At 65.9% G+C, this 20,880-nt stretch carries 18 protein-coding genes, 1 tRNA gene and 2 pseudogenes; 7 read left to right on the forward strand and 14 right to left on the reverse strand.

What is annotated here, in order from left to right; genetic code table 11:
- Positions 1-49 precede the first annotated feature (49 nt).
- The 8 genes from GGR24_RS13735 to GGR24_RS13770 all read right to left on the reverse strand — a co-directional run bounded on the left by GGR24_RS13735 (position 50) and on the right by GGR24_RS13770 (position 8,349).
- Positions 50-1,372, reverse strand: a complete 1,323-nt coding sequence (locus GGR24_RS13735; protein WP_183395936.1) for a cation:proton antiporter — start codon at positions 1,370-1,372, stop codon at positions 50-52.
- Positions 1,373-1,628: 256 nt separating this feature from the next.
- Positions 1,629-2,954: a TRAP transporter large permease gene (locus tag GGR24_RS13740; protein ID WP_183395937.1), complete on the reverse strand. Its 1,326-nt coding sequence runs from the start codon at positions 2,952-2,954 to the stop codon at positions 1,629-1,631.
- Positions 2,944-3,486 carry a TRAP transporter small permease subunit gene (locus tag GGR24_RS13745; protein WP_183395938.1) on the reverse strand — a complete coding sequence of 181 codons (543 nt, stop codon included), beginning with the start codon at positions 3,484-3,486 and terminating at the stop codon, positions 2,944-2,946. Before GGR24_RS13745 ends, GGR24_RS13740 begins: the two co-directional genes overlap by 11 nt.
- Before the next feature lie 5 nt (positions 3,487-3,491).
- On the reverse strand, positions 3,492-4,583 hold the full coding sequence (locus tag GGR24_RS13750) for a TRAP transporter substrate-binding protein (RefSeq protein WP_183395939.1): 1,092 nt from the start codon (positions 4,581-4,583) through the stop codon (positions 3,492-3,494).
- A gap of 155 nt (positions 4,584-4,738) precedes the next feature.
- A complete protein-coding gene (gene cynS, locus GGR24_RS13755) occupies positions 4,739-5,188 on the reverse strand; it encodes a cyanase (protein ID WP_183395940.1) in 450 nt (149 codons plus the stop codon).
- Between the two features lie 39 nt (positions 5,189-5,227).
- A complete protein-coding gene (locus GGR24_RS13760) occupies positions 5,228-6,136 on the reverse strand; it encodes an ABC transporter ATP-binding protein (RefSeq protein WP_183395941.1) in 909 nt (302 codons plus the stop codon).
- A gap of 5 nt (positions 6,137-6,141) precedes the next feature.
- Positions 6,142-6,987 carry a nitrate ABC transporter permease gene (gene ntrB / locus GGR24_RS13765; RefSeq protein WP_183395942.1) on the reverse strand — a complete coding sequence of 282 codons (846 nt, stop codon included), beginning with the start codon at positions 6,985-6,987 and terminating at the stop codon, positions 6,142-6,144.
- Positions 6,988-6,990: 3 nt separating this feature from the next.
- A complete protein-coding gene (locus GGR24_RS13770) occupies positions 6,991-8,349 on the reverse strand; it encodes a CmpA/NrtA family ABC transporter substrate-binding protein (RefSeq protein WP_183395943.1) in 1,359 nt (452 codons plus the stop codon).
- A gap of 157 nt (positions 8,350-8,506) precedes the next feature.
- Between GGR24_RS13770 and GGR24_RS13775 the strand changes: the two genes are divergently transcribed.
- A complete protein-coding gene (locus GGR24_RS13775) occupies positions 8,507-10,417 on the forward strand; it encodes a sigma 54-interacting transcriptional regulator (protein ID WP_183395944.1) in 1,911 nt (636 codons plus the stop codon).
- Between the two features lie 47 nt (positions 10,418-10,464).
- Here GGR24_RS13775 and GGR24_RS13780 read toward each other — a convergent pair whose 3' ends face one another.
- The gene (locus GGR24_RS13780) at positions 10,465-11,475 is read right to left on the reverse strand and encodes a GlxA family transcriptional regulator (RefSeq protein ID WP_183395945.1); all 1,011 of its coding nucleotides are present in this window, start codon (positions 11,473-11,475) and stop codon (positions 10,465-10,467) included.
- Positions 11,476-11,781: 306 nt separating this feature from the next.
- Between GGR24_RS13780 and GGR24_RS13785 the strand changes: the two genes are divergently transcribed.
- The gene (locus GGR24_RS13785) at positions 11,782-12,624 is read left to right on the forward strand and encodes an alpha/beta fold hydrolase (RefSeq protein WP_343066256.1); all 843 of its coding nucleotides are present in this window, start codon (positions 11,782-11,784) and stop codon (positions 12,622-12,624) included.
- Positions 12,625-12,928: 304 nt separating this feature from the next.
- Here GGR24_RS13785 and GGR24_RS13790 read toward each other — a convergent pair.
- Positions 12,929-13,336, reverse strand: a pseudogene (locus GGR24_RS13790) (LysR substrate-binding domain-containing protein); the annotation flags it as partial.
- 167 nt (positions 13,337-13,503) lie between these two features.
- Between GGR24_RS13790 and GGR24_RS13795 the strand changes: the two are divergent.
- Complete coding sequence (locus GGR24_RS13795) at positions 13,504-13,899, forward strand: RidA family protein (protein WP_183395947.1); 396 nt, start codon at positions 13,504-13,506, stop codon at positions 13,897-13,899.
- A gap of 19 nt (positions 13,900-13,918) precedes the next feature.
- On the opposite strand, the pseudogene GGR24_RS13800 reads toward GGR24_RS13795, so the two are convergent.
- A pseudogene (locus GGR24_RS13800) lies at positions 13,919-14,300 on the reverse strand (IS6 family transposase); the annotation flags it as partial.
- Positions 14,301-14,455: 155 nt separating this feature from the next.
- Positions 14,456-15,268, reverse strand: coding sequence for an SDR family NAD(P)-dependent oxidoreductase (locus tag GGR24_RS13805; protein WP_183395948.1), 813 nt, complete (start codon positions 15,266-15,268; stop codon positions 14,456-14,458).
- Positions 15,269-15,318: 50 nt separating this feature from the next.
- Between GGR24_RS13805 and GGR24_RS13810 the strand changes: the two genes are divergently transcribed.
- Positions 15,319-15,684 (forward strand): winged helix-turn-helix transcriptional regulator, encoded by a 366-nt coding sequence (locus GGR24_RS13810; protein ID WP_183395949.1) that lies wholly within the window; start codon positions 15,319-15,321, stop codon positions 15,682-15,684.
- A 206-nt stretch (positions 15,685-15,890) separates the two neighbouring features.
- Entirely contained in the window at positions 15,891-16,280 is a 390-nt protein-coding gene (locus tag GGR24_RS13815; protein ID WP_183395950.1) for a hypothetical protein, read from the forward strand.
- 50 nt (positions 16,281-16,330) lie between these two features.
- Here GGR24_RS13815 and GGR24_RS13820 read toward each other — a convergent pair whose 3' ends face one another.
- Together GGR24_RS13820 and GGR24_RS13825 are read right to left on the reverse strand one after the other, a co-directional pair.
- Positions 16,331-17,008, reverse strand: coding sequence for a tyrosine-type recombinase/integrase (locus tag GGR24_RS13820; RefSeq protein ID WP_183395951.1), 678 nt, complete (start codon positions 17,006-17,008; stop codon positions 16,331-16,333).
- A 627-nt stretch (positions 17,009-17,635) separates the two neighbouring features.
- Positions 17,636-17,712: transfer RNA gene (locus GGR24_RS13825), tRNA-Arg, on the reverse strand.
- A 373-nt stretch (positions 17,713-18,085) separates the two neighbouring features.
- On the opposite strand from GGR24_RS13825, the gene GGR24_RS13830 reads away from it, so the two are divergent.
- Both GGR24_RS13830 and GGR24_RS13835 read left to right on the forward strand, forming a co-directional pair.
- Positions 18,086-19,660, forward strand: a complete 1,575-nt coding sequence (locus GGR24_RS13830; protein WP_183395952.1) for a type I restriction-modification system subunit M — start codon at positions 18,086-18,088, stop codon at positions 19,658-19,660.
- The gene (locus tag GGR24_RS13835) at positions 19,657-20,850 is read left to right on the forward strand and encodes a restriction endonuclease subunit S (protein ID WP_183395953.1); all 1,194 of its coding nucleotides are present in this window, start codon (positions 19,657-19,659) and stop codon (positions 20,848-20,850) included. Before GGR24_RS13830 ends, GGR24_RS13835 begins: the two co-directional genes overlap by 4 nt.
- The last annotated feature ends 30 nt before the right edge of the window (positions 20,851-20,880 follow it).

Genomic DNA, 20,880 nt, shown 5'->3' on the forward strand with positions numbered 1-20,880 from the left:
AGGGGAGTCTCACCTCCGAGAGCGCGAGATCGCCTCTAGGGGCTCGCCCTCAAGCCGGCGACGCCTTCGCACGCGCCTCGGCGCCGCTGGCGTCGTCATCGTCGTCATCAAGGTCGGGGTCCCTGCCTTGGACCCGGTCGAGCTGTCTCATGATCGGCGTGACCGTCAGGCCGTGGATCAGGATCGACATGAGGATGACGAGGCCGACCGTGGCCCAGAGGCGCTCGGCGCCGGCCGCGGGCATATGGTTGAGGCCGTAGGCCAGGTAGTAGATCGATCCGACGCCCCGGATCCCGAAGAACGCCAGCGTCAGCCGCTCCCGCCAGTCGGCCTGATGCCCGAGGAGCCCGAGCAACCCCGCGATCGGCCGCACGACGAAAAGGATCAGGATCGCCGCCGCGGCGTCGATCCACTGCAGGGGCGCAAGCAGCCCGCTGACAAGCGCGCCGCCGAACAGCAGCAACAGCGCCATCATCGCGAGCCGTTCGACCTGCTCCGACAACTCGTGCATCCCGACGTGGAGCTCGTGATCACGATGGGCGTGCCGAAACGTCAGCGCGGTCACGAACACGGCGAGGAAGCCGTAGCAGTGGATGATCTCGGTCAGTCCATAGGACACGAACGTGGCCGACAGGGCGATGAGCCCGTCTCCGGCCTTTGCGAGCTTCGTCTCGGCTGGCACGTGGAACGTCAGCCACCCGAACGCTCGCCCGATCGCGTAACCGGCCCCGATGCCGACGCCGATCTCCCACAGGACATTGACCGTGAACCACTCCGCCAGCCAGGGCTCGCCGGTCGCCGCCGCGGCGGCGAGCGCGATCGCGAGGTGGACGAACGGGAAGGCGAAGCCGTCGTTCATGCCAGCCTCCGCGGTGAGCCCGAAGCGCACCTCGTCCTCGTCTTTGGTCTTTGGAGGGCCGACCTGCACGTCGGACGCGAGCACAGGGTCGGTCGGAGCAAGCGACGCCCCGAGCAGGAGGGCCATGGTCCAGGAAAGGCCGAGCCACCATCCGCCGATCAGCGTGATGGCGCCTATGCTCAGCGGCATCGTGATCGTTATGAGCCTGAGGGCGACGGACCATCGGCGGAACCCGAACACACGGTCGATCTTCAGACCGGCTCCCATCAGGGCGATGATGACGACGAATTCGGAGAGCCGTTCGGTGAGCTCGGGATAGCGCGTCGGCAGTGGGTGGAAGCCCACCTGCGGAAGCGCGAACAGGGCGGCCCCGATGGCGACGCAGACGATCGGCAGGCTCAGCGGGAGGCGCCGAAGCGCCACGGGCAGCCAGACCACCAGGGCGATGAGGAGCCCTGCGCCCGTAAGGGCGACAATGTAGAGATCGGGAAGCCATGTGTCGGGAAGGCCCATGTCTCCCAACGGGCCCGGGGGCCGATCGATCCAATCAATATGCAGCTGGCGGGCGCGACGACCTGCGGGAGCGACCCTGACAGGATCGCTCCCGCCCCCGGACCGCCCCGCCGCCTGGTCCGGGAGTGGCTAACGCGTCGCTTGGATAAGGCGGGACAGGTCCCGGCTGAGTGCTGCAGGCGGCCGCATCGCCCCCGCGTCAAGTCGCAGTCAGCTGGAAGTTCGTCCCATCACTCTCCGAATCCGATCGCAGCTTTCACCATCCGATTGCGGCCGGAAGCCAGGTCGCGATGCCGGGGAAGCAGAACACCAGCAGCAGCGCGACGAGCTGCAGCGCGATGAACGGCACGACGCCCTTGTAGATGTCGAGCGTCGAGACCTCCGGGGGCGCCACGCCCCGCAGGTAGAACAACGCCCAGCCGAAGGGCGGCGTCAGGAACGAGGTCTGCAGCACCACGGCGATCAGCGAGGCGGCCCATACGACGTCGACCCCGTCCGCGAGCATCAAGGGAAGGAACATCGGCACCACGATGTAGCTGATCTCGATCCACTCGATGAAGAAGCCGAGCACGAAGATGATCGCCAGCATGAAGACCAGCATGCCGGTGGCGCCGCCCGGCACCATCGCGAAGGCGTCGTGGACGATCCGCTCCCCGCCAAGGCCGCGGAACGACAGCGCGAACACTTGGGAGCAGATCAGGATGAAGAACATCATGGCGGTGATGCGCGCGGTCGAGTTCACTACGTCGACCAGCGTCTTCATCGAGAGCCTGCCCGCGACCGCGGCGACCAGGATCGAGCCGACCGCGCCCATCGAGGCGGCCTCGGTCGGGGCGGCGACGCCGCCGATGATCGAGCCGAGCACAGCCAGCACCAGCGCGATCGGCGGCAGGCCGACCTTCAGCGTCTTCATCCACAGCTCGCGGCGCGGCAGAGCCTGCCGCTCGGCGAGCGGGATCGGCGGGACCATGGCGGGCTTGAACACCCCGACCAGCAGGATGTAGGCGCCCAGGATCCCGGTCAGCAGCAGCCCGGGGAACACGGCGGCCGCGAACAGCGTCCCGACCGACTGCCCCATGATGTCGGCGAGCAGGATCAGGATGGTGCTCGGCGGGATGAGCTGGCCGAGCGTGCCGGACGCGCAGATCGCTCCGCAGGAGAGCTGCGTGTCGTAGCCGCGTTTCAGGAGCGTCGGCAGCGTCAGCAGCCCGAGCGTGACGATGGTCGCGCCCACGATGCCGGTGGTCGCTCCCATCAGCATGCCGACCAGCACGATGCCGAGCCCCATGCCGCCGCGCAGGCCGCCTGCCAGATAGCCGATCACCTCCATGAGTTCGTCGGCCATGCGCGATTTCTCGAGCATGACCCCCATGAACACGAACAGCGGAATGGCGATCAGCGTGTAGTTCGCCGTCACGCCGTAGATTCGCGCCGGCAGGAGGTTGAACAGGCCCGTCCCGAAGCCGAGCCAGCCGAACACGAAGCCCGAGATCGCGAGCGTCAGCGCGACCGGAACGCCGACGAACAGCAGGACGAAGAAGGAGCCGATGCAGGCGAGCGCGAGGATCTCGTTATACGGCATTGATCGACGCCGTCTTGAGGCCGTCCGAGCCGCCGAAGAACGGCTTCAGAGCGCGCAGCACGGAGGCGAGGCTCTGCACGCCGAACAGCGCGAAGCCGGCCGGGATCATGGCCTTGATGATCCAGCGGTAGGGCAGTCCGCCAGGATCGGGCGAGCCTTCGCCGATCCGGTAGGACTGCAGGACGTAAGGCATGGAGATCTTGACGATCAGGATCGCCAGCGCGAGCGCGCACAGCGCCGAGAACAGATCGATCACGCGCCGCGCGATCTCCGGCAGGCTCGAGTAGAAGATGTCGACCCTGACATGCCCGTCATGCTTGATCGTGTAGGCGATGCACAGCAGCGTCAGCGGCGCCATCAGGTGCCATTCGAGCTCCTGGGTCGCGACCGATCCGATGTGAAGGAAGTAGCGGGCGATGACGTTGCCCGCCATGACGAGGACGAGCGCGAGGCCCGTCCATGCGGCGATGCGGCCGGAGAGCTCGACGATCACGTCGAGGCCCCGGGCCCAGTTCTCGAGGCGGTCGGACATGGCGGTCAGACGCCGTCGGTCCGGATCTGCTCCTGGAACACGGCCTCGGAGACGCCGGCCCACTTGTCGTGCTTCTCCTTGAACGCCAGGAACGCGTCGTAGACCTTCTTGATCTTGGGATCGGACGCCGCCAGGCCGTCCAGCGTCTTCTTGGTGGCGGCGCGCAGGCCTTCGACGACGTCCTTGGGCAGGGGCCCCGCGATCACGCCCTGGTTCTTGACGAGATCGTCGAGCGCCTCGGCGTTTGTGGCCTCGCACCAGGTATGGCTGATCGTGTTGCAGGCCGCGGCCGCGGTCCGCACCACGGCCTTCAGATCGTCGGGCAGCGAGTCCCACGCGGTCTGGTTGATCGTGAGCTCGGTGACGTTGTTCGGCTCATGCCAACCGGTCGTGTAGTAGTATTTCGCGGCCTTCTGCAGGCCGAGACGACGGTCCTGGTAAGGGCCGACGAATTCCGCCGCATCGATCACGCCGCGCTCCAGCGCCGGGAAGATTTCGCCGCCGGGCAGCAGCTTCACGTCGACGCCGAGCTGCGCATAGACCTTCCCGGCAAGGCCGGGGATGCGCATCTTCAGCCCCTTGAAGTCCTCGATCTTCTCGATCGGCTTGCGGAACCAGCCGGTCATCTGAACGCCGGTGTTGCCCATTGGCATGGGCACGAGGTTGAACGGCTTGTAGAGCTCCTCCCACAGCGCAAGCCCGCCGCCGTGGTAGATCCACGCGTTGTGCCCCTGGAAGTTCAGCCCGAACGGGACGGTGGTGAAAAATTGGGCAGCGGGAACCTTGCCTGCCCAGAAATAGGAGTTGGCGGCGTTCATCTCGACTGTGCCGGCCGAACAGGCGTCGAAGCCTTCCAGCGCCGGGATCAACTCGCCGGCGGCGAAGTGCTGGATGGTTAGCCGGCCACCGGACATCTGCTTCACGAGTTCGCAGAAATAGGTCGGGCTCCCGGGCCCCGTGACATAGAACGGCGCGCCGGGCCCGTAGGCGTTGGTCATCTTCCATGAGAACGTCTGCTGGGCGCGCGCGATCGCGGGCGCGGCGAGAGAAGCGACCGCGCCCAGCGCGCCGGCGGACAAGACTTTACGGCGGTTCATAATACCTCGCTTGCCTGCCCCCCGCGGCAGGATCCATTTTCGGAAAGTAAAGGACAGGCAATTGGCGTGCCGATTAGGGACGCTGGAGATCACGGGCGCTGAGATCATCAGCAGTCAGTCGCAGGGCGCGCCGGGAGGGCGCGCCCGAGCCTCTTCTAGTAGCGCTTATAGCTCAGGAACTTCCCCGACATCTGGAGCTTTACGCGGTCGCCCTTCTGGTCGGGCTGCCGCTCCATCGTCATGTCGAAGTCGATCGCCGACATGATGCCGTCGCCGAACTCCTCGTTGATCAGTTCCTTCCAGGTCGTGCCGTAGACCATCACAAGCTCATAGAACCGGTAGATGAGCGGGTCCGTCGGCGGGATTTCGGTCAGCGAGCCCCTGTAGGGGATCTCCGTCAGCAGGATCTCCGCCTCCTTCGGAAGATCCAGCAGTTCGGCTGCTTTGGCGGCCTCGTTCGGCTCGAGCCGCATCTGACCGAGCAGCGCCGCCGTGATCACGATCGGCGAAGTCGAAATCGAGACCTTTTCGTGTATCTCCTTCCAGCTCAGTCCTTTCATCCGCTTCTGCGAAAGCACGAGTTCGGTTACTTCGGCGCGGATCATGGCGCAGATCTCCTGGGCTTAGGTTCAGGGCGGGAGCGATCAGGCGGATACGGCGTGGCCGGGTTCCGGCGGCCCGGTCTCGACCGCGACAGGTCTTGCGCCCGGACGCACGATCGGAGGCTTCTTGGGATCGTAACCGTTGGCGCCGCTTTCGGCCGTGAAGGCCTTTGAGCGGGTGACGAGGAAATCGAGCAGGTGGTTCCTCAGCGCGTAGTAGTTCGCGTGCTTGTGGATGTTGGTCCTGCTCCGATCTTTCGGCAGCGTGTTCTCGACGATCTCGGCGATCTTGGCGTGCGGACCGTTGGTCATGAGCACGATCTTGTCCGCGAGCAGCATCGCCTCGTCGACGTCATGCGTGATCATGAACACGGTCTGCTCGGTCTCGGTGCAGATGCGCCGCACCTCGTCCTGAAGACTGCCGCGCGTCAGCGCGTCGAGCGCCGAGAACGGCTCGTCCATGAGCAGCATCTTGGGCTCGATCGCGAGCGCGCGCGCGATGCCGACGCGTTGCTTCATCCCGCCTGAGAGCTCCGCAGGCTTCTTGTGCTCCGAGCCCGTCAGATGCACGACGTCGATGTATTTCTGGCAGTGCGCCCGCACCCTGTCCTTCGACCAGTCCGGACGGCGCGAGTTCACCGCGAACGCGACATTGCCCATCACCGACATCCAGGGCAGCAGCGAGTGGCCCTGGAAGATCACCGCTCGGTCAAGGCTGGGCCCGGCGATCTCGCGGCCGTCCACGATGACGACGCCGGCGGACGGCTGGTCGAGACCCGCGAGCACGTTGAGGATCGTGGTCTTGCCGCAGCCCGAATGGCCGATCAGGCAGATGAACTCGCCCTTGGCGATCGGCAGCCAGACATCCTCGAACACGGTGGTCTCGCCGCCGCCATGCCTGGGATAGCGCCTCGCCAGCGCTTCGATGGAGATGAGGGGTTTTTCCGTCATCCCACTCACTCCCGATACGCCACAAGACGCGCCGTGCGGGCGAGCGCGAGGTCGAGCGCCATGCCCACAAGGCCGATCAGCAAGATCGCGGTGATGATGTTGCCGATGGAAAGATTGTTCCACTCGTTCCAGACGAAGTAACCGATGCCGGTTCCGCCCACGAGCATCTCCGCCGCGACGATCACGAGCCACGCGATGCCTATCGAGATCCGCATGCCGGTCATGATGGTCGGGGCGGCCGCAGGCAGGATCACCATGAAGGCCTTGCGGAGGGGGCCGACCTCCAGCGTCGCTGCGACGTTCAGCCATTCCTTGCGGACGCTCGCGACGCCGAAGGCCGTGTTGATCAGCATCGGCCACAGCGAGCAGATGAAGATCACGAAAACAGCTGAGATCCCGCTGTCCTTGATCGTGTAGAGCGCCAACGGCATCCAGGCCAAAGGCGAGATCGGCTTCAATATCTGGATGAACGGGTCGAGCGCGCGGTAGACCAGCGGCGACATGCCGATGAGGAAGCCGAGCGGGATCGCGACGAGAGCCGCGAGGCCGTAGCCGACCAGCACCCGCCCCAGGGAATAGGCGAGCTGGATGCCCACCCCCTGGTCATTGGCGCCCCGGACGTAGAACGGATTCTTCAGATGCTCCCAGAGCGTGCCGCCGACGTCCATCGGAGTCGGAAACGCGCTCTTCTGTCCCTCCGACGCCGCGCCCGAGACGAGGGCTGCGTATTCGGGGTCGACATTGGCCGCGCTCCCGGCGGTCGGGAGCGTCGCAAGGTACCAGGCGCCGATGAAGGCCGCGAAGATGGCGACCGACAGCAGCCCGGCCCGCAGGGTCAGCGAGGCCGGCATCGCTCAGCTCCGCCTGATCGCGAAGCTCTCGACGTACTCCGCGGGCTTCGAGGCGTCGAACGGCTTGCCCATCACCGAGAAGCTCTTGGTCGTCGAAGCGGGCGGCGTCAGTCCGGCCTCCGCCATCAGCTTGGTGGCGTCGGTCGCGAGGAACACCTCCTTCGCCACCTTGGCGTAGTCGACGTCGCCCTTGATCTGCCCCCAGCGCTTCATCTGGGTGAGAATCCAGACCGCGAAGCTCTCGTAGGGGAACGGATCAAAGGCGATCCGGTCCGGATCCTTCACGACCTTCCCGAGGCCGTCCGCGAAGGTGCCGGTCAGCACCTGCTCCACGACCGTCTGCGGCTGGTTCAGATAGTTGGTGGGAGCGATGGCCTCCGCGATCTGCTTGCGGTTCTCGGGCTTCTGCGCGAACGCGGTGGCCTCGATGATCGCCTTCAGCAGCGCCTGATAGGTGCCGGGCATCTCGGTGACGAACTGCTTCGACGCCGAGAACGCGCAGCACGGGTGACCGTCCCAGATCTCCTTCGACAGCAGGTGGATGAAGCCGACGCCGTCATAGACCGCGCGCTGGTTGACCGGGTCAGGCGCGAGGAAGCCGTCGATGTTGTCGGCGCGCAGGTTCGCGACCATCTCGGGCGGCGGCACGGCCCGGATCTGCACGTCCTTGTCGGGGTCGACGCCGTGCTCCGCGAGGTAGTAGCGCAGCAGGTAGTTGTGCATGGAGTAGTCGAAGGGCACGGCGAACTTCATGCCCTTCCAGTCTTTCGGATCCCGCTTGTCCTTGTGCTTCATGGCGAGCGTGATCGCCTGGCCGTTGATGTTCTCGACGGCCGGCATCGTCCACGGGATCGGGTTGGAGCCCGCCCCCACGGAGATCGCCAGGGGCATCGGCGACAGCATGTGGGCGGCGTCGTATTCCTTGTTGATCGCCTTGTCGCGGATCACCGCCCAGCCCGCGGTCTTCACCACCTCGACGTTCAGCCCCTGCTTCTCGTAGAAGCCCATGGGCTTGGCCATGATGATCGGGGTGGCGCAGGTGATCGGGATGAAGCCGACCTTTAGGTCGGTCTTCTCGGGCTTCAGGCCCTGCGCGAAGACCTCGGTCGCGGTCGCGAGCGGGAACAGCGCGTTGATCGCGGCGAACGCGGTTCCGGCGCCGACCGCCGTCAGGAAGGCCCGCCGTGTGGCGTCGTGCGGAAACAGCGCGCGCATCACCGCGCCTTCGACCGCTCCGCGGGCGTGCGCTTCGCTCGACGCCGCCGGGTCGGCCTCATGATCGGCCTGGCTTGCATGACGCCCGCAGGCGCAGCCGCTCGTGAGACGGTGGCGGGCGTCGAACGGATCGGTGAACAGCGTCATCGTATGGCTTCCCCGAGAGCGGCTTTGGTCAACTCTCTTGCAGGAGGCGTGCCAGCCGGGGGAGGGCGCGTCAGGCCCGGAGAATCCGCCCTCCGCTTGCCTCCGGATGCGATAACGAAATATCGTGACTTACGAAATCTCCGGGGGAAGTAACGAAATGTCGTTGGTCGGGTGCGGCGGGACGGAGCGGCTCGCCGCACGCGCCTTTCAGGCGGCGGCCAACCCGACATTGCTTGTCGACCCTCTCGCCGACAGGGTGCTCGACGCCAATCTCGCAGCGTCGCGCCTGCTTGGCGTCGACCGCGATGCGTTGGTCGACGCCTCCTTCGCGGCTCTTCATCCCGGTCAGCGGCCGGCGCTCGTCGTGTTTTCGGACGCCGTGCTGACGCTCGGCCGCCACTGGACGCGCGCGCTGACCCCGAAGGCCGCGGACGAGCGTTCTCTCCGGCTCGAATATGAAGGGTTGCGGATCGTCGAAGGGGGCCGCGAGCTCATTCTGTTGACGCTCGCCGATCTCGACGAGCGCCGCCGGCGCGAGACCGGCGCGGAGGCCGATCTGTACATCCGCGACGGCATCGCGGAGTGGCGCAGGGTGGAGCGCTTCTTTCAGGAGGTGGAGCGCGAGAACCAGCTCATCCTCAAGGCGGCAGGCGAGGGCGTCTACGGCGTGAACGCCGAGGGCGCGACCACCTTCCTCAACCCGGCCGCGGAACGCATGCTGGGCTGGACAGCGGAGGAGCTGGTCGGCCGCAACATGCATGCGACCGTCCATCACCATCACGCCGACGGCGCGCACTACGCCAACGACGACTGTCCGATCTACGCAGCCTTCCGCGACGGCGCCGTCCACAACGTGACCGACGAGGTGTTCTGGCGAAAGGACGGAACTCCGCTGTGGGTCGAATACACTTCGACGCCGATCCGCGACCGGGGCGTCGTGGTCGGAGCCGTCGTGGTGTTCCGCGACATCGGCCAGCGCCGCGAGGCGGACGCCAAGCTGAAGGCGGCGCTGGCCGAAGTCGACGCCCTCCGTGAGAGACTCGAGCTCGAGAACGCCTATCTCCAGGAGGAGATCAGGCTCGAGGGCCGCCATCGCGGCATCATCGGCAAGAGTGCCGCCATCGAGACCACCCTGCGGCAGGTCGAGCTTGTCGCGCCCACGGACGCCACGGTTCTGATCACCGGCGAGTCCGGCACCGGCAAGGAGCTGATCGCACGCGCGATCCACGACGCGAGCGACCGCCGCGACCGTCCGATGATCCGCGTCAACTGCGCGGCGATCCCGCGCGAGCTGTTCGAGAGCGAGTTCTTCGGCCACGCCAAGGGAGCGTTCACGGGCGCGCTGCGCGACCGCGTCGGCCGCTTCGAACTCGCCTCCGGCGGCACGCTGTTCCTGGACGAGGTCGGCGAGATCCCGCTGGAGCAGCAGGGCAAGCTCCTCAGGGTGCTGCAGGAGGGACAGATCGAGCGCGTCGGCGAAGAAAGGACGCGCGCGGTGGACGTGCGCATCATCGCGGCCACCAACCGCGACCTCGAAGCCGAGGTGCGCCGCGGAACATTTCGCCGCGACCTGTTTTTCCGGCTCAACGTCTTCCCGATCCACTCCGCGCCCCTCCGGGAGAGGCCGGAGGACATACCCCTGCTCGCGCTTCACATCCTCGACCGGCTGGATCGGAGAGCCGGATCGACGTCCGCGCTCAGCGAAGGGGACATGCGGCGGCTTTGCGCCTACTCGTGGCCGGGCAATGTGCGCGAACTCGAGAACGTCATCGAGCGGGCGATCATCCTCGCCCGCGACGGGCGGCTGAAGATCGATGTGCCCGTCGAGGTCCGTGCGTCTGCTCCGGTGGAGCGCGGCGCCCGCGCGACAGGAAGCATCCTCTCGGAACTGGATCGGCGGGCGCGCGACCGTGACGCCATGCTGGCGGCGCTCGAGGCGAGCGGCGGCCGCGTGTCCGGACCGGGAGGCGCGGCCGAGCGCCTTGGGATCAAGCCGACGACGCTCGCCTCACGCATGAAGGTCGCAGGCATAGACGCGCGGAGCTTTCGGGCGCCACGGCCTGCTTGACGCCTGCGGTCGTGGGTCCCGGCATCCGCCGCTCAGGCGTCCGCCGCTCAGGCGTCCGCCGGCTCGGCGGCGCCGTGGAGGCGCGCCAGGCCGAAGCGGTGGCGGTAGTCTCTGGGGCTCAGGCCCGTCACCTTGATGAAGATCTTGCGGAAGGCGCCCGGATCCTCGTAGCCGACGTCCCAGGCGATCTGCTCGACGCTGCGGGTCGTCGCCTCGAGGGTCTCGCGCGCCTTTCCGACCCGAAGGTGCTGGCAGTACTCCGTCGGCTTCAGCCCCGTGGCCTTGCGAAATCGACGCAGAAAGGTGCGCGGCTCCAGACCGGCCTTGTCCGACATGGCGGCGAGCGTGGCCTCGCGCGCGCCGGTCGCCTGCAGCCAGTGCTGGACCCGCAGGATCGCCTCGTCGCCATGGCGCAGCTTCGGTGAGAAGACGCTGTAATGCCGCTGCTCGCGGCCGGGCGGATCGACCAGCAGAAAGCGCGCGGTGTCGAGCATCGTGGTCGGCCCCATCAGGCGGTCGACGAGCTTCAGGCCGAGATCCGTCCAGGCCATGATCCCGCCGGCGGTGATCAAGTCGCCGTCGTCGATCACCAGCTTGTCGATCTCCATTCGCGCGCTCGGAAAACGCTCTGCGAAGTCGTTGGCGTAGAACCAGTGCGTCGTGGCGGAGCGGTTCTCCAGTAGACCGGTTTCGCCGAGCAGGAACGCGCCGGCGCAGACGGAGGCGAGGGTGGCGCCGGCGTCGTGCTTGCGGCGCAGCCACAAGGCGAGCGGGGCCGCGTCCTCCGCCGTTATGGGCGCCACGACCGCCGGGGGAAGAACGATGAAGTCCGGCTCGCCGGCGCGGCCGGGATGGCTGTCGAGGACGCGTTCAAGGCGCTGTCCGTCCTCCCCCGGCCTCCATTGGCTGAAGCGCAGCGCCGGGGCGTTCTCGCCGTAACGCCGCTGCGCCATCAGGTTCGCGACCGAGAGCAGGTCGGTCATCCCGTGGACCGCGCCGAGTTGCGCGCCGGGATAGATCAGGACGGCGATTTCGGCGACTGGTTCCAGCGTCGTCATTTGTCACTTATGCCCTGAACTCTGTCGATCGCGCCAATCCCGCGAGCCGATGCCGCCGTCCATATTCCCTCACGACAAGGCGACGCGCCTCGCCGAGGCGGACGGGAGCTCTTCGAGGCCACCGTTTCGTACGTCGCGTCATGAAGGGAGAGCGCCGTGAGCATGGCGGCAACGAGTGAAGCAACTGGGCTGACAAGACGCTCGGTGATCGCGGCCGCCGCCGGCGCTGCGATCGTGATGACGTCTGCGGCCACCGCGTCCGAAACCGAGGGCGGATCGCGCCCGAGCAAGCAAGGAGCAAAGACCATGACTGGCAATTTCGTGACCACCAAGGACGGCGTCCAGATCTTCTACAAGGATCTCGGTCCCCGGGATGCGCAGCCGATCGTGTTTCATCACGGCTGGCCGCTCTCTTCCGACGATTGGGACGCGCAGGTCCTGTTCTTCCTGCTGAACGGCTACCGCGTGGTGGCGCATGACCGGCGCGGCCATGGGCGATCCGCCCAGGTCAGCGACGGCCACGACATGGATCACTACGCCGCCGACGCCGCAGCGGTCGCCGAGCATCTCGACCTCCGCAACGCCGTCCATATCGGCCATTCGACCGGCGGCGGCGAAGTCGCTCGCTACGTGGCGAGGCATGGCGAGCCCAATGGCCGGGTCGCGAAGGCGGTGCTGGTCAGCGCCGTCCCGCCGTTGATGGTGAAGACCGCCAACAACCCCGGCGGCCTGCCGATCGAGGTGTTCGATGGGTTCCGGGCGGCGCTCGCGGCCAACCGCGCCCAGTTCTTCCTCGACGTGCCTTCGGGCCCCTTCTACGGCTTCAATCGGCCCGGCGCGAAGGTCGACCAGGGCGTGATCCAGAACTGGTGGCGTCAGGGCATGATGGGTGGAGCGAAGGCGCACTATGACGGCATCAAGGCCTTCTCGGAGACCGATCAGACCGAGGACGTGAAGGCCATCTCCGTCCCGACGCTCGTCCTGCATGGCGAGGACGACCAGATCGTCCCGATCGACGACAGCGCCCGGCTTTCGGCCCCGCTGCTGAAGAACGGCCAGCTCAAGACCTATCCGGGCTATGGACACGGCATGCTGACCGTGAACGCGGACGTGCTGAACGCGGATCTGCTGGCTTTCGTGAAGAGCTGAACCGCATCGCCCGCGGACGCCGCCAGAAAGGCGCGTCCGCGGGCGTGAAGTGACTGAGACGTGTCGCCCGCGGCCATGGACATCGCTCCGGCGACGGGCCCGGCAAGGCCGTTCTCGGCGCAAGGGCGAGGTTTCTATAGTAATCCCGGACGGCGTCTCGAACAGTTCGTCTCGTGCGTGATGATACGGGGGCGTGAGAAGCAGTCGCCACTCGACCATCGGCATGGTGAAGACGCCGTGCGTGATCCCGATGCGGGCGCGCCGCCCTCACAACAGATGGCGTCACAGCGCTTAGGAGCTGGTCTCAGAAAAGACTTCCAAGTATCTCCTCCAGACCTCGGTCCCAATACGGACGCCGGCCGAATCTTTTGGCGAGCCAGTCGATCATGACCCGGACCTTCGGCGCCAGCTCGCGCGAGCTTGGATAGAGCGCCCAAAGTGACTGCGTCGAGACGAGCGGATAATCGGGCAGGACGGGGACGAGGGCGCCGGACCGAAGTTCGTCCGCGGCGCACCAGGTCGCCATGAGAGCGACGCCAAGCCCGGCGCAGGCTGCGTCGCGCACCGCCGCGCCGTCGTTGATCCGAAGCCCGGGGGCGACGCGCCGCTCGATACGCTCGCCATCCTTTCCTCGAAACGTCCAGAGATCGAGCGTGCCGACGACCAGACATGCATGCACGGCGAGATCGTCGGGCGTGTTCAGCCGACCATGGCGCCGCGGGAGCCTCCGTGGTTCTACGCCGGCACATCGAGGACGCTTACCGGACGCTGCGGGAGAACCTCGTGGCGCTCGGCCTTGCGGAGCGCGACGGCGGGGTGCGCCGGCCGGTGGCCTGACGCTTGCCTTGGGCGCAGCGTGCGACGCTTTGGAGAGGCCCGATGTCCGAACCCCTGTTCTTCATGATCCCCGACGCCCCGACCCCGGTCGCGCCCTTCTCTCACGCGGTCGAAGCGGACGGCTGGGTGTTCGTCACCGGCCAGATGCCGACCTGGCCGGACGATGACGCAAAGCCGCTGCCGGAGGGCGTCGAGGCGCAGACCGCGCGGGTGATGGAGAACCTGATCCTCGTGCTGAACGGGATGGAGCTCGGCCTTGAGCACGTGGTGCAGGCCCGCGTGTTCATCACGCGCTTCAAGGAGGACTACGCGGCGATGAACGCCGTCTACGCCTCCTACTTCCCACCCGACCGGCGCCCCGCCCGCACCTGCGTCGGCGTCACGGGCCTCGCCCGCGACGCTCTGGTGGAGATCGACTTCATCGCAAGGCGAAGCTGAGCCCGGCTCGGCCACGGCGGCCTTGCTTGCGAAGAAGCTTCCGCATCAGACAGAGCCCCGCCTTCGCGTCACGCCGTCGCTGGACGAGGATGTCGAGCACCTCGCCTTCACTGTCGACGGCTCGCCAGAGCCAGAGCCGCTCGCCGCCAATCCGGATCACCATCTCGTCGAGATGCCAGATCGCGCTCGGGCGCGGTCTTCGACGCCGGTAGGTCACGGGCGAAGACCGGCCCAAACTTGAGCACCCAGCGCCGGATCGTCTCGTATGAGATGTCGAGCCCGCGTTCCGCGAGCAGGTCCTCGACATCCCGGAAGCTGAGCGTGAAGCGAGGGTAGAGCCACACCGCCTGCCGGATGACATCAGGCGGGAAACGGTGACCACGGAACGGCGAGAGGGGCATTCCCCGATGCTACCGCGAGCGGCGGAGGTGACAATGCCGTGGAGATACAGGCCGGCCCTGATCCGCGCCAGAAGGAGACGTTTGGCCCTACGCTGCATGCGCCCGGTCCGACCCTTCTCAGGCGTTGTGAACGCGTCTGTCGCACGCTCGCCGGATTAAAGGGTGGGCGACAGACCGCCGTCCACTCGCAGATTCGCGCCCGTGATATAGGCGGCGAGTGGGCTGGCGAGAAAAGCTACGACGTCGGCGATCTCATCCAGGCGACCCACCCGGCCGATGGGAACCTGAGCGAACAGAGGCAGGACCATGCGCTCCACCTCCTCCCAGGGGGCGTCACTATCCACGCCGAGGCCCGCCGCTGCCTCACGGAAACGGACGTCTAGGGTGGTGCTGTGTATTGGGCCCGGGGAGACCGCATTGACCGTGACGCCGTCAGCGGCCACCGCCTTTGCCATTGATGCAGTCATGGCGTTGATCGCGGCCTTGCTGGCCGAATAGTCCGGGGCGGTGGGCGGGGCGACCGTCGCCGCGAGACTGGAGATGTTGATCACCCGGCCCCAACGCGCTTGCCGCATCCGAGGCAGCAGCCTGGTGGTGACCCTGAGCGCCGCCAGCACATTGCGATCGAATGTGGACGCCCACGAGGCAGACCGCGTATTGCTCCAGCCCTCCCGCGCTGGGCTGGAGCCACCCGCGTTATTGACAAGAACGCCGATGGGGCCAGCGAGGTTTTCGGCCTCTCGCACCAGGCTCTCGACAGCCTTCTCCTCCGTAAGGTCGCCAAGGACCGCGTAAGCGCGCCCGCCGCCTTCGACAATGTTCTCTGCGGCCCGCCGCGTTTGCGCCGCATCGCGACCGTGCACGACGACAGCCGCGCCTTCACGCGCGAGCGTCCGCGCGATCGCCTCGCCAATTCCCTTACTGCTTCCTGTGACAAGCGCGGTTCTGCCGTCCAATTGCAAATCCATCGCTGGAAACCCACTCTCTGCCGCTGATGGCGGCTAGGTCGTTCGAGCGCATGGGCGTGACAAGTACGCACTTAAAAGTGCCCGCGGGCGAGCGGGATGCCTGTCTTGGGCCTGAAGGATCGGTCGCGCACGTCACCCGAGTCGTGCGAATGATCCGGGGCCGATGGAAGTTGCCGATCTTGTTCCGGCTTTACGCGGACCCTTCCCTGCGCACGTCGCAGTTGCGGCGGGACATGGCCGGAATATCGCAGAAGATGCTCACCCAGCACCTCCGCGAGCTTGAGGCAGATCGCCTGATTGAGCGGACAGACTTCGGAGAAAAGCCTCTGCGCGTCGAATACCGGTTGTCCGACAGGGGCAAGCAGCTACTGCCGGTGCTGATCGCGGCGCGTAGCTTTTCCCTCGATCACGGCTAGCCTTCCGCGGGCTCCGTCGTGGGCATGCCGTTTGAAGAAACGGGGCTGCCGCAGGTTCCGGCGTCTCGACTGGGTGGATCGGCAAGAGCCTAGTCCGCATCTACACCGAGAGGCGCTATCAGCGGACCTTCTCGGCAGCCGCTATGGGTCGATGCCGTTGAAAAACTCCTCAGGTGTATGCTCGCGGGACAGCCGGCCTGAAGCAGATGCTGAATTTTAGCGACGACGAACTGCGACTGGTGGGGCGAAGCTTGTCGGAAGTCGGCGTCGACAAACCGATCGGCTATCTGCCGCTCTACACGCTCGAAGCTATGGGCGAGCATGGCAAGCTGTTGGGCGAAGATGCCATGCGCCAAGGCCTTGTGGCGGTGTCGTTTGGTCCAGACGAATGCTGCATAAAGAGCGGGGCGTTTTACGTCTACGATCGGGAGGCTCTGGCCAAGTTGTTGGAGCAGCATGCTGAGGCGCTTTCTGCGGCGCACATGACGGCTGATCCTGACAAGTTCATTGCAGAGATCGCGGCCCACTGGCTCGATGTGACTCATCCTTTGACGCCATTGATCGCAGCTGCGTTCGGAGAACACCCGCTGACGTAGCCCTGAGCATCGTCGATTCTTGAACATTGAAGGAGTGCGCCGTCGCTGATTCACTCCCTGATGGAGCGGCCGCATGGCCGCCCGCGCAAGAACCTGGAACCGAGCGCCTTCTCGACGCTCCGAGAGGATGATGACGCCGCCGCCTGAGCGGCGCCGCGAGGCTCACGCCACAACCCGCAGCGTCGGCTTTCCGCTACGCGCAGCTTCAGCCGCGCGAACACGGGCACCATGATCTCGGGCCTGGGGTGCCGGTAACGGCGCAAGCTCTTCACGTCCAGGTGCCCTGAGAAATCCATGAGCTCCATGTCGGTCATGTCGCCCTCGCAGGCGCGCGAGATCGCCTCGTACCGAAAGTCGTGCCAGCGCCAGTGGTCCATCTGCGCCATGGCGCGCGCGCGCCGGTACGCGGTGACGAGCGCGTCGCGATCGACCTTGAAAATCCGTCCGCCTTCGCCGCGGCCACGGAGGCTCTCGACGATCTCCTGGGCGCGGATAGTCAAGAGCAGGAACCGCCCCTTTCCGTTTTTTGCCACCGGCAGCCAGATCGTCCCGACCTCCGGATCATAGTGCTTCCACTCGGCCGCGAGCATCTCGCTCCGCCGGGCAGCGGTCTCGAGAGCGAACTCGGCGCAGGGCGCCAACCATGAGTTCGGTGAGCTCCGCAGCGCTGCGAACAACTGCTCCTCCTCTCCCACGCCGAAGCGCGCGATGCGCTCGTCGTCGACCACGGGTTCTTCACGTAGTGAAGCGGCGAGACGACCAGGTGATACCTCGGCACGGCGTCGTTCAGGATCGGTCGCAACAGCCGGAGCTCTCGCAGCACGGTCCCGGCCGCGAGTTCCTCCAGCCGCCGCTCCTTCCAGTCGTCGAACTCGTCATAGCCGAGCGCGGAGAGCGCGGTCTGGCAAAGCGCCCGCTCGTTCCGCCGGAACGCCTTCAGGCGGTAGAGCTCGGACTCCTTGCCCTTGATCGTGCAACTGTCCTTCTCACGCTTCGCGATCTCCCGATCGAGCACGTCGCCGAAGGTGACGCGGGCGGCGAGCAGCCGATCGCGGCGCACGCCGTCGTCATGGTCGTTGAGGACCCGCCGCACGGCCGCCTTGGCGGCCTCGAGGTCGTCGAAGGTCGCGGTGAAGTCCGGAAAACCCTTGCGGCGGATCTTGACCTGGTAGCCGGTGAGGCGACCACCGGCCGAGATCGGCTCGTAGATGTGGTCGTGGTTCTTGAGCTTGAGCACAGGCACGGGATCACCGCCATGGTGGGCGACTTGTCCCAATTCTGTCCCACAAAGGCTGGCAAGAATCGTCGGCCGAATTTGCGGGCCGCGGTTTTCCGAAGAGGTTCTAAGGAAAATCTGGCGCACCCGAGAGGATTCGAACCTCTGACCTCTGCCTTCGGAGGGCAGCGCTCTATCCAGCTGAGCTACGGGTGCCTGAGCCGGCGCGGAACCTAGCCGAACCGGAGGCGGGGGGCAATCCGGGTTTCGAGGCGACGTGGCGTTGGGCACGATGGTGGGTTGATCGAGCCCGATCAGGCAGCGTTCGCTGTGGCGCTGCTCCTCCCGAATGAACTCGAGCGCCTCAGCAAAGGACGCGAGCTGGGGCTCGGTGAACTCTGGACGTCGGCCTTCCGCCAGCCGGATCGAGCAGCCGCGCCGGGCGCCGTGGGTTTGTCGACCCAGGCCGAATCGAACCCGATGATGCTCGTCGTCGCGGCAGCCATCGTGTCGCCTCTCCGCACTACCTCCCTTGGCCGCTCCCTTCTAGCATCCTGCGCGAATTGCATGATGAGTCGGGTGCGGTGGAATGTTGACGGGCGAGCTCAGGTCCAAGATCGACAACGTCTGGAACGCGTTCTGGTCGGGCGGCATCGCGAACCCGCTCGAGGTGATCGAGCAGATCACCTATCTGCTGTTCATCCGCGGGCTCGACGACGTCCACACCCGCGAGGAGAACAAGGCCAACCGGCTCGGCAAGCCGATGGAGCGGCGCGTCTTCCCCGAAGGCCGTGACGGCGTCGGCAAGGATGGCGGCCTGCCTCATGAGGAGATGCGCTGGGCGCGGTTCAAGAACGCGGCGCCGGCGCAGATGTTCGAGATCGTCGCGAACCACGTCTTCCCCTTCATCCGCACCATGGCGGGGGCGGACACGGCGCACGCGGCGCACATGAAGGATGCGCGCTTCACCATCCCGACGCCGGGTCTGCTCGCGAAGGTCGTCGACCTGCTCGCCGACATCCCCATGGCGGACCGCGACACCAAGGGCGACCTCTACGAATACATGCTCTCGAAGATCGCGGGCGCGGGCCAGAACGGCCAGTTCCGCACGCCGCGGCACATCATCGAGCTGATGGTCGAGATGACGGCGCCGAACCCGAAGGACGTGATCTGCGACCCGGCCTCGGGCACCTGCGGCTTCCTCGTCGGCGCCGGCGAATATCTGCGCGACAACCACCCCGAGATCTTCCGCGACGAAGCGCTCCGAAAACACTTCCACGAGGGCATGTTCCACGGCTTCGACTTCGACGGCACGATGCTGCGCATCGGCTCGATGAACATGCTTCTCCACGGCGTCGAGAAGCCGGACATCCGCTACAAGGACTCTTTGGCCGAGGAGCATGGCGGCGACAGCGAGCGCTACTCGCTGGTGCTCGCCAACCCGCCCTTCGCCGGCTCGCTCGATTACGAGACGACCGCCAAGGACCTGCAGAAAATCGTCAAGACCAAGAAGACCGAGCTGCTGTTCCTCGCGCTGTTCATCAAGCTGCTGAAGCCCGGGGGGCGCGCGGCCGTCATCGTGCCGGACGGCGTGCTGTTCGGCTCCTCCACGGCGCACAAGGCGATCCGCAAGATGTTGGTGGAGGACCACCGGCTCGACGGCATCGTGAAGCTGCCGTCCGGCGTGTTCCGACCTTACGCCGGCGTCTCGACCGCGATCCTGCTGTTCACCAAGACGAATTCCGGCGGCACGGATTTCGTGTGGTTCTACGACCTCAAGGCCGACGGTTTTTCGCTCGATGACAAGCGCACGCCGCTGCTGCCGGCGGAGAAGCAGGGCGTGAACCCGGGCAAGCGCGAGGGCTCGACCTGGGTGAGCCTGACGCTCGACGATGCGGAGGCGACGAAGAACAACCTGCCGGACGCGGCCGCGCGCTGGGCCGATCGGGCAGGAGCGGAGCGCGCGCGGGCCCGCACCGAGCAGAGCTTCTGCGTGCCCAAGGCCGAGATCGCGGCGGCCGACTACGACCTCTCGCTCAACCGCTACAAGGAGGTGGTGCACGCGGCGCCCGAACACCGCGCGCCGAAGGAGATCATCGCGGAGCTGCGCGCGCTGGAGCAGGAGATCTCGGAAGGGCTGGATGAGCTGGAGGCAATGCTTTGAGCGCGAGAACCGCTCGGCTTGGCGACATCTGCGAGATTAATCCGCGCGCCCCGAAGTCGCTCCAAGACGACGCGCGTGTCTCATTCCTCTCCATGGCAGGCGTTTCTGAAGAGGGTTTCATAGATGAAGAGCAAGAGCGAGCGGCTGGCGAGGTCAGAAAAGGCTACTCGTTCTTCAAGCGCGGCGACGTCCTCGTCGCAAAGATCACGCCTTGCTTCGAGAATGGAAAGGCGACGCGGACAAGCTCGCTTCGACACCCAATAGGTTTTGGATCGACCGAGTTTCATGTGCTTCGAGCGTCTAACGACGTGTTGCCCGACTATGTCTTCCACACGGTATGGAACACCTCCTTCCGCGAGGTCGGCGCGAGGAATATGACCGGCAGCGCCGGTCAGAAGCGCGTGCCTACAGACTTCATTCGACGTCTAGAAATCCCCCTCCCGCCGCTCGACGAGCAGCGGCGGATCGCGGCGATCCTGGACAAGGCGGACGCGCTGCGCCGGAAGCGCAAGCGGATCGTGGACCTCATCGGCGCCGTTCCTCAATCCCTGTTCATCCAGATGTTCGGCGATCCGCAAGCGAACCCGAACCGCTGGAACAAGACGGCTGCGCTTTCAGAGGTCGCAGACATAGGCTCAGGGATAACGAAAGGGAGGAAGGAGCCCACCGGACCGCTAAGGACGGTGCCGTATCTCGCGGTCGCGAACGTCCAGGATAGAGCGCTCGATCTGTCATCTGTGAAGGCAATTGAAGCGAGCGAGGAGGAGATCGCCCGATTCCGGCTGCGCGATGGCGACTTGGTGGTCACTGAAGGCGGCGACCCTGACAAACTCGGTCGCGGAACGGTTTGGAAGGGCGAGTTACCCGAAGCCATACATCAGAACCACATCTTCCGAATCCGAACCGACCAACGCGAGGTCCACCCGGTATATCTGAATTATCTTATCGGGAGCCGATACGGAAAAAGCTATTTCCTTCGATCGGCAAAGCAGACGACCGGAATTGCATCGATCAACAAGTCTCAGCTTTCGCAGTTTCCTGTGCTCTTGCCACCGCTGGATCTGCAGTTACGGTTCGCTGTCGAACTCGACAAACTGAAAGGTCTTGAGAAAGGTGCCGCTGCCGCCTCCGAAGGCACCAGTGCTCTCTTCGCCTCTCTCCAACACCGCGCCTTCTCCGGTCAGCTATGATTGCTCAGAAGCATAACTTCCGAGCATTCG

The sequence above is a fragment of the Hansschlegelia beijingensis genome (assembly GCF_014196425.1).
Classification (GTDB): Bacteria; Pseudomonadota; Alphaproteobacteria; order Rhizobiales; family Methylopilaceae; genus Methylopila; species Methylopila beijingensis.

Excerpts from the sequence above, each read along its gene's own strand:
- GGR24_RS13760 (WP_183395941.1), bottom strand. The coding sequence starts at position 6,136 with ATGACGGAAAAACCCCTCATCTCCATCGAAGCGCTGGCGAGGCGCTAT.
- GGR24_RS13805 (WP_183395948.1), bottom strand. The coding sequence starts at position 15,268 with ATGGATTTGCAATTGGACGGCAGAACCGCGCTTGTCACAGGAAGCAGT.
- GGR24_RS13795 (WP_183395947.1), top strand. The coding sequence starts at position 13,504 with ATGTCCGAACCCCTGTTCTTCATGATCCCCGACGCCCCGACCCCGGTC.
- GGR24_RS13770 (WP_183395943.1), bottom strand. The coding sequence starts at position 8,349 with ATGACGCTGTTCACCGATCCGTTCGACGCCCGCCACCGTCTCACGAGC.
- GGR24_RS13830 (WP_183395952.1), top strand. The coding sequence starts at position 18,086 with ATGTTGACGGGCGAGCTCAGGTCCAAGATCGACAACGTCTGGAACGCG.
- GGR24_RS13810 (WP_183395949.1), top strand. The coding sequence starts at position 15,319 with ATGGGCGTGACAAGTACGCACTTAAAAGTGCCCGCGGGCGAGCGGGAT.
- GGR24_RS13740 (WP_183395937.1), bottom strand. The coding sequence starts at position 2,954 with ATGCCGTATAACGAGATCCTCGCGCTCGCCTGCATCGGCTCCTTCTTC.
- GGR24_RS13745 (WP_183395938.1), bottom strand. The coding sequence starts at position 3,486 with ATGTCCGACCGCCTCGAGAACTGGGCCCGGGGCCTCGACGTGATCGTC.
- GGR24_RS13775 (WP_183395944.1), top strand. The coding sequence starts at position 8,507 with ATGTCGTTGGTCGGGTGCGGCGGGACGGAGCGGCTCGCCGCACGCGCC.
- ntrB (WP_183395942.1), bottom strand. The coding sequence starts at position 6,987 with ATGCCGGCCTCGCTGACCCTGCGGGCCGGGCTGCTGTCGGTCGCCATC.
- GGR24_RS13750 (WP_183395939.1), bottom strand. The coding sequence starts at position 4,583 with ATGAACCGCCGTAAAGTCTTGTCCGCCGGCGCGCTGGGCGCGGTCGCT.
- GGR24_RS13785 (WP_343066256.1), top strand. The coding sequence starts at position 11,782 with ATGACTGGCAATTTCGTGACCACCAAGGACGGCGTCCAGATCTTCTAC.
- GGR24_RS13735 (WP_183395936.1), bottom strand. The coding sequence starts at position 1,372 with ATGGGCCTTCCCGACACATGGCTTCCCGATCTCTACATTGTCGCCCTT.
- GGR24_RS13815 (WP_183395950.1), top strand. The coding sequence starts at position 15,891 with ATGCTGAATTTTAGCGACGACGAACTGCGACTGGTGGGGCGAAGCTTG.
- GGR24_RS13780 (WP_183395945.1), bottom strand. The coding sequence starts at position 11,475 with ATGACGACGCTGGAACCAGTCGCCGAAATCGCCGTCCTGATCTATCCC.
- cynS (WP_183395940.1), bottom strand. The coding sequence starts at position 5,188 with ATGATCCGCGCCGAAGTAACCGAACTCGTGCTTTCGCAGAAGCGGATG.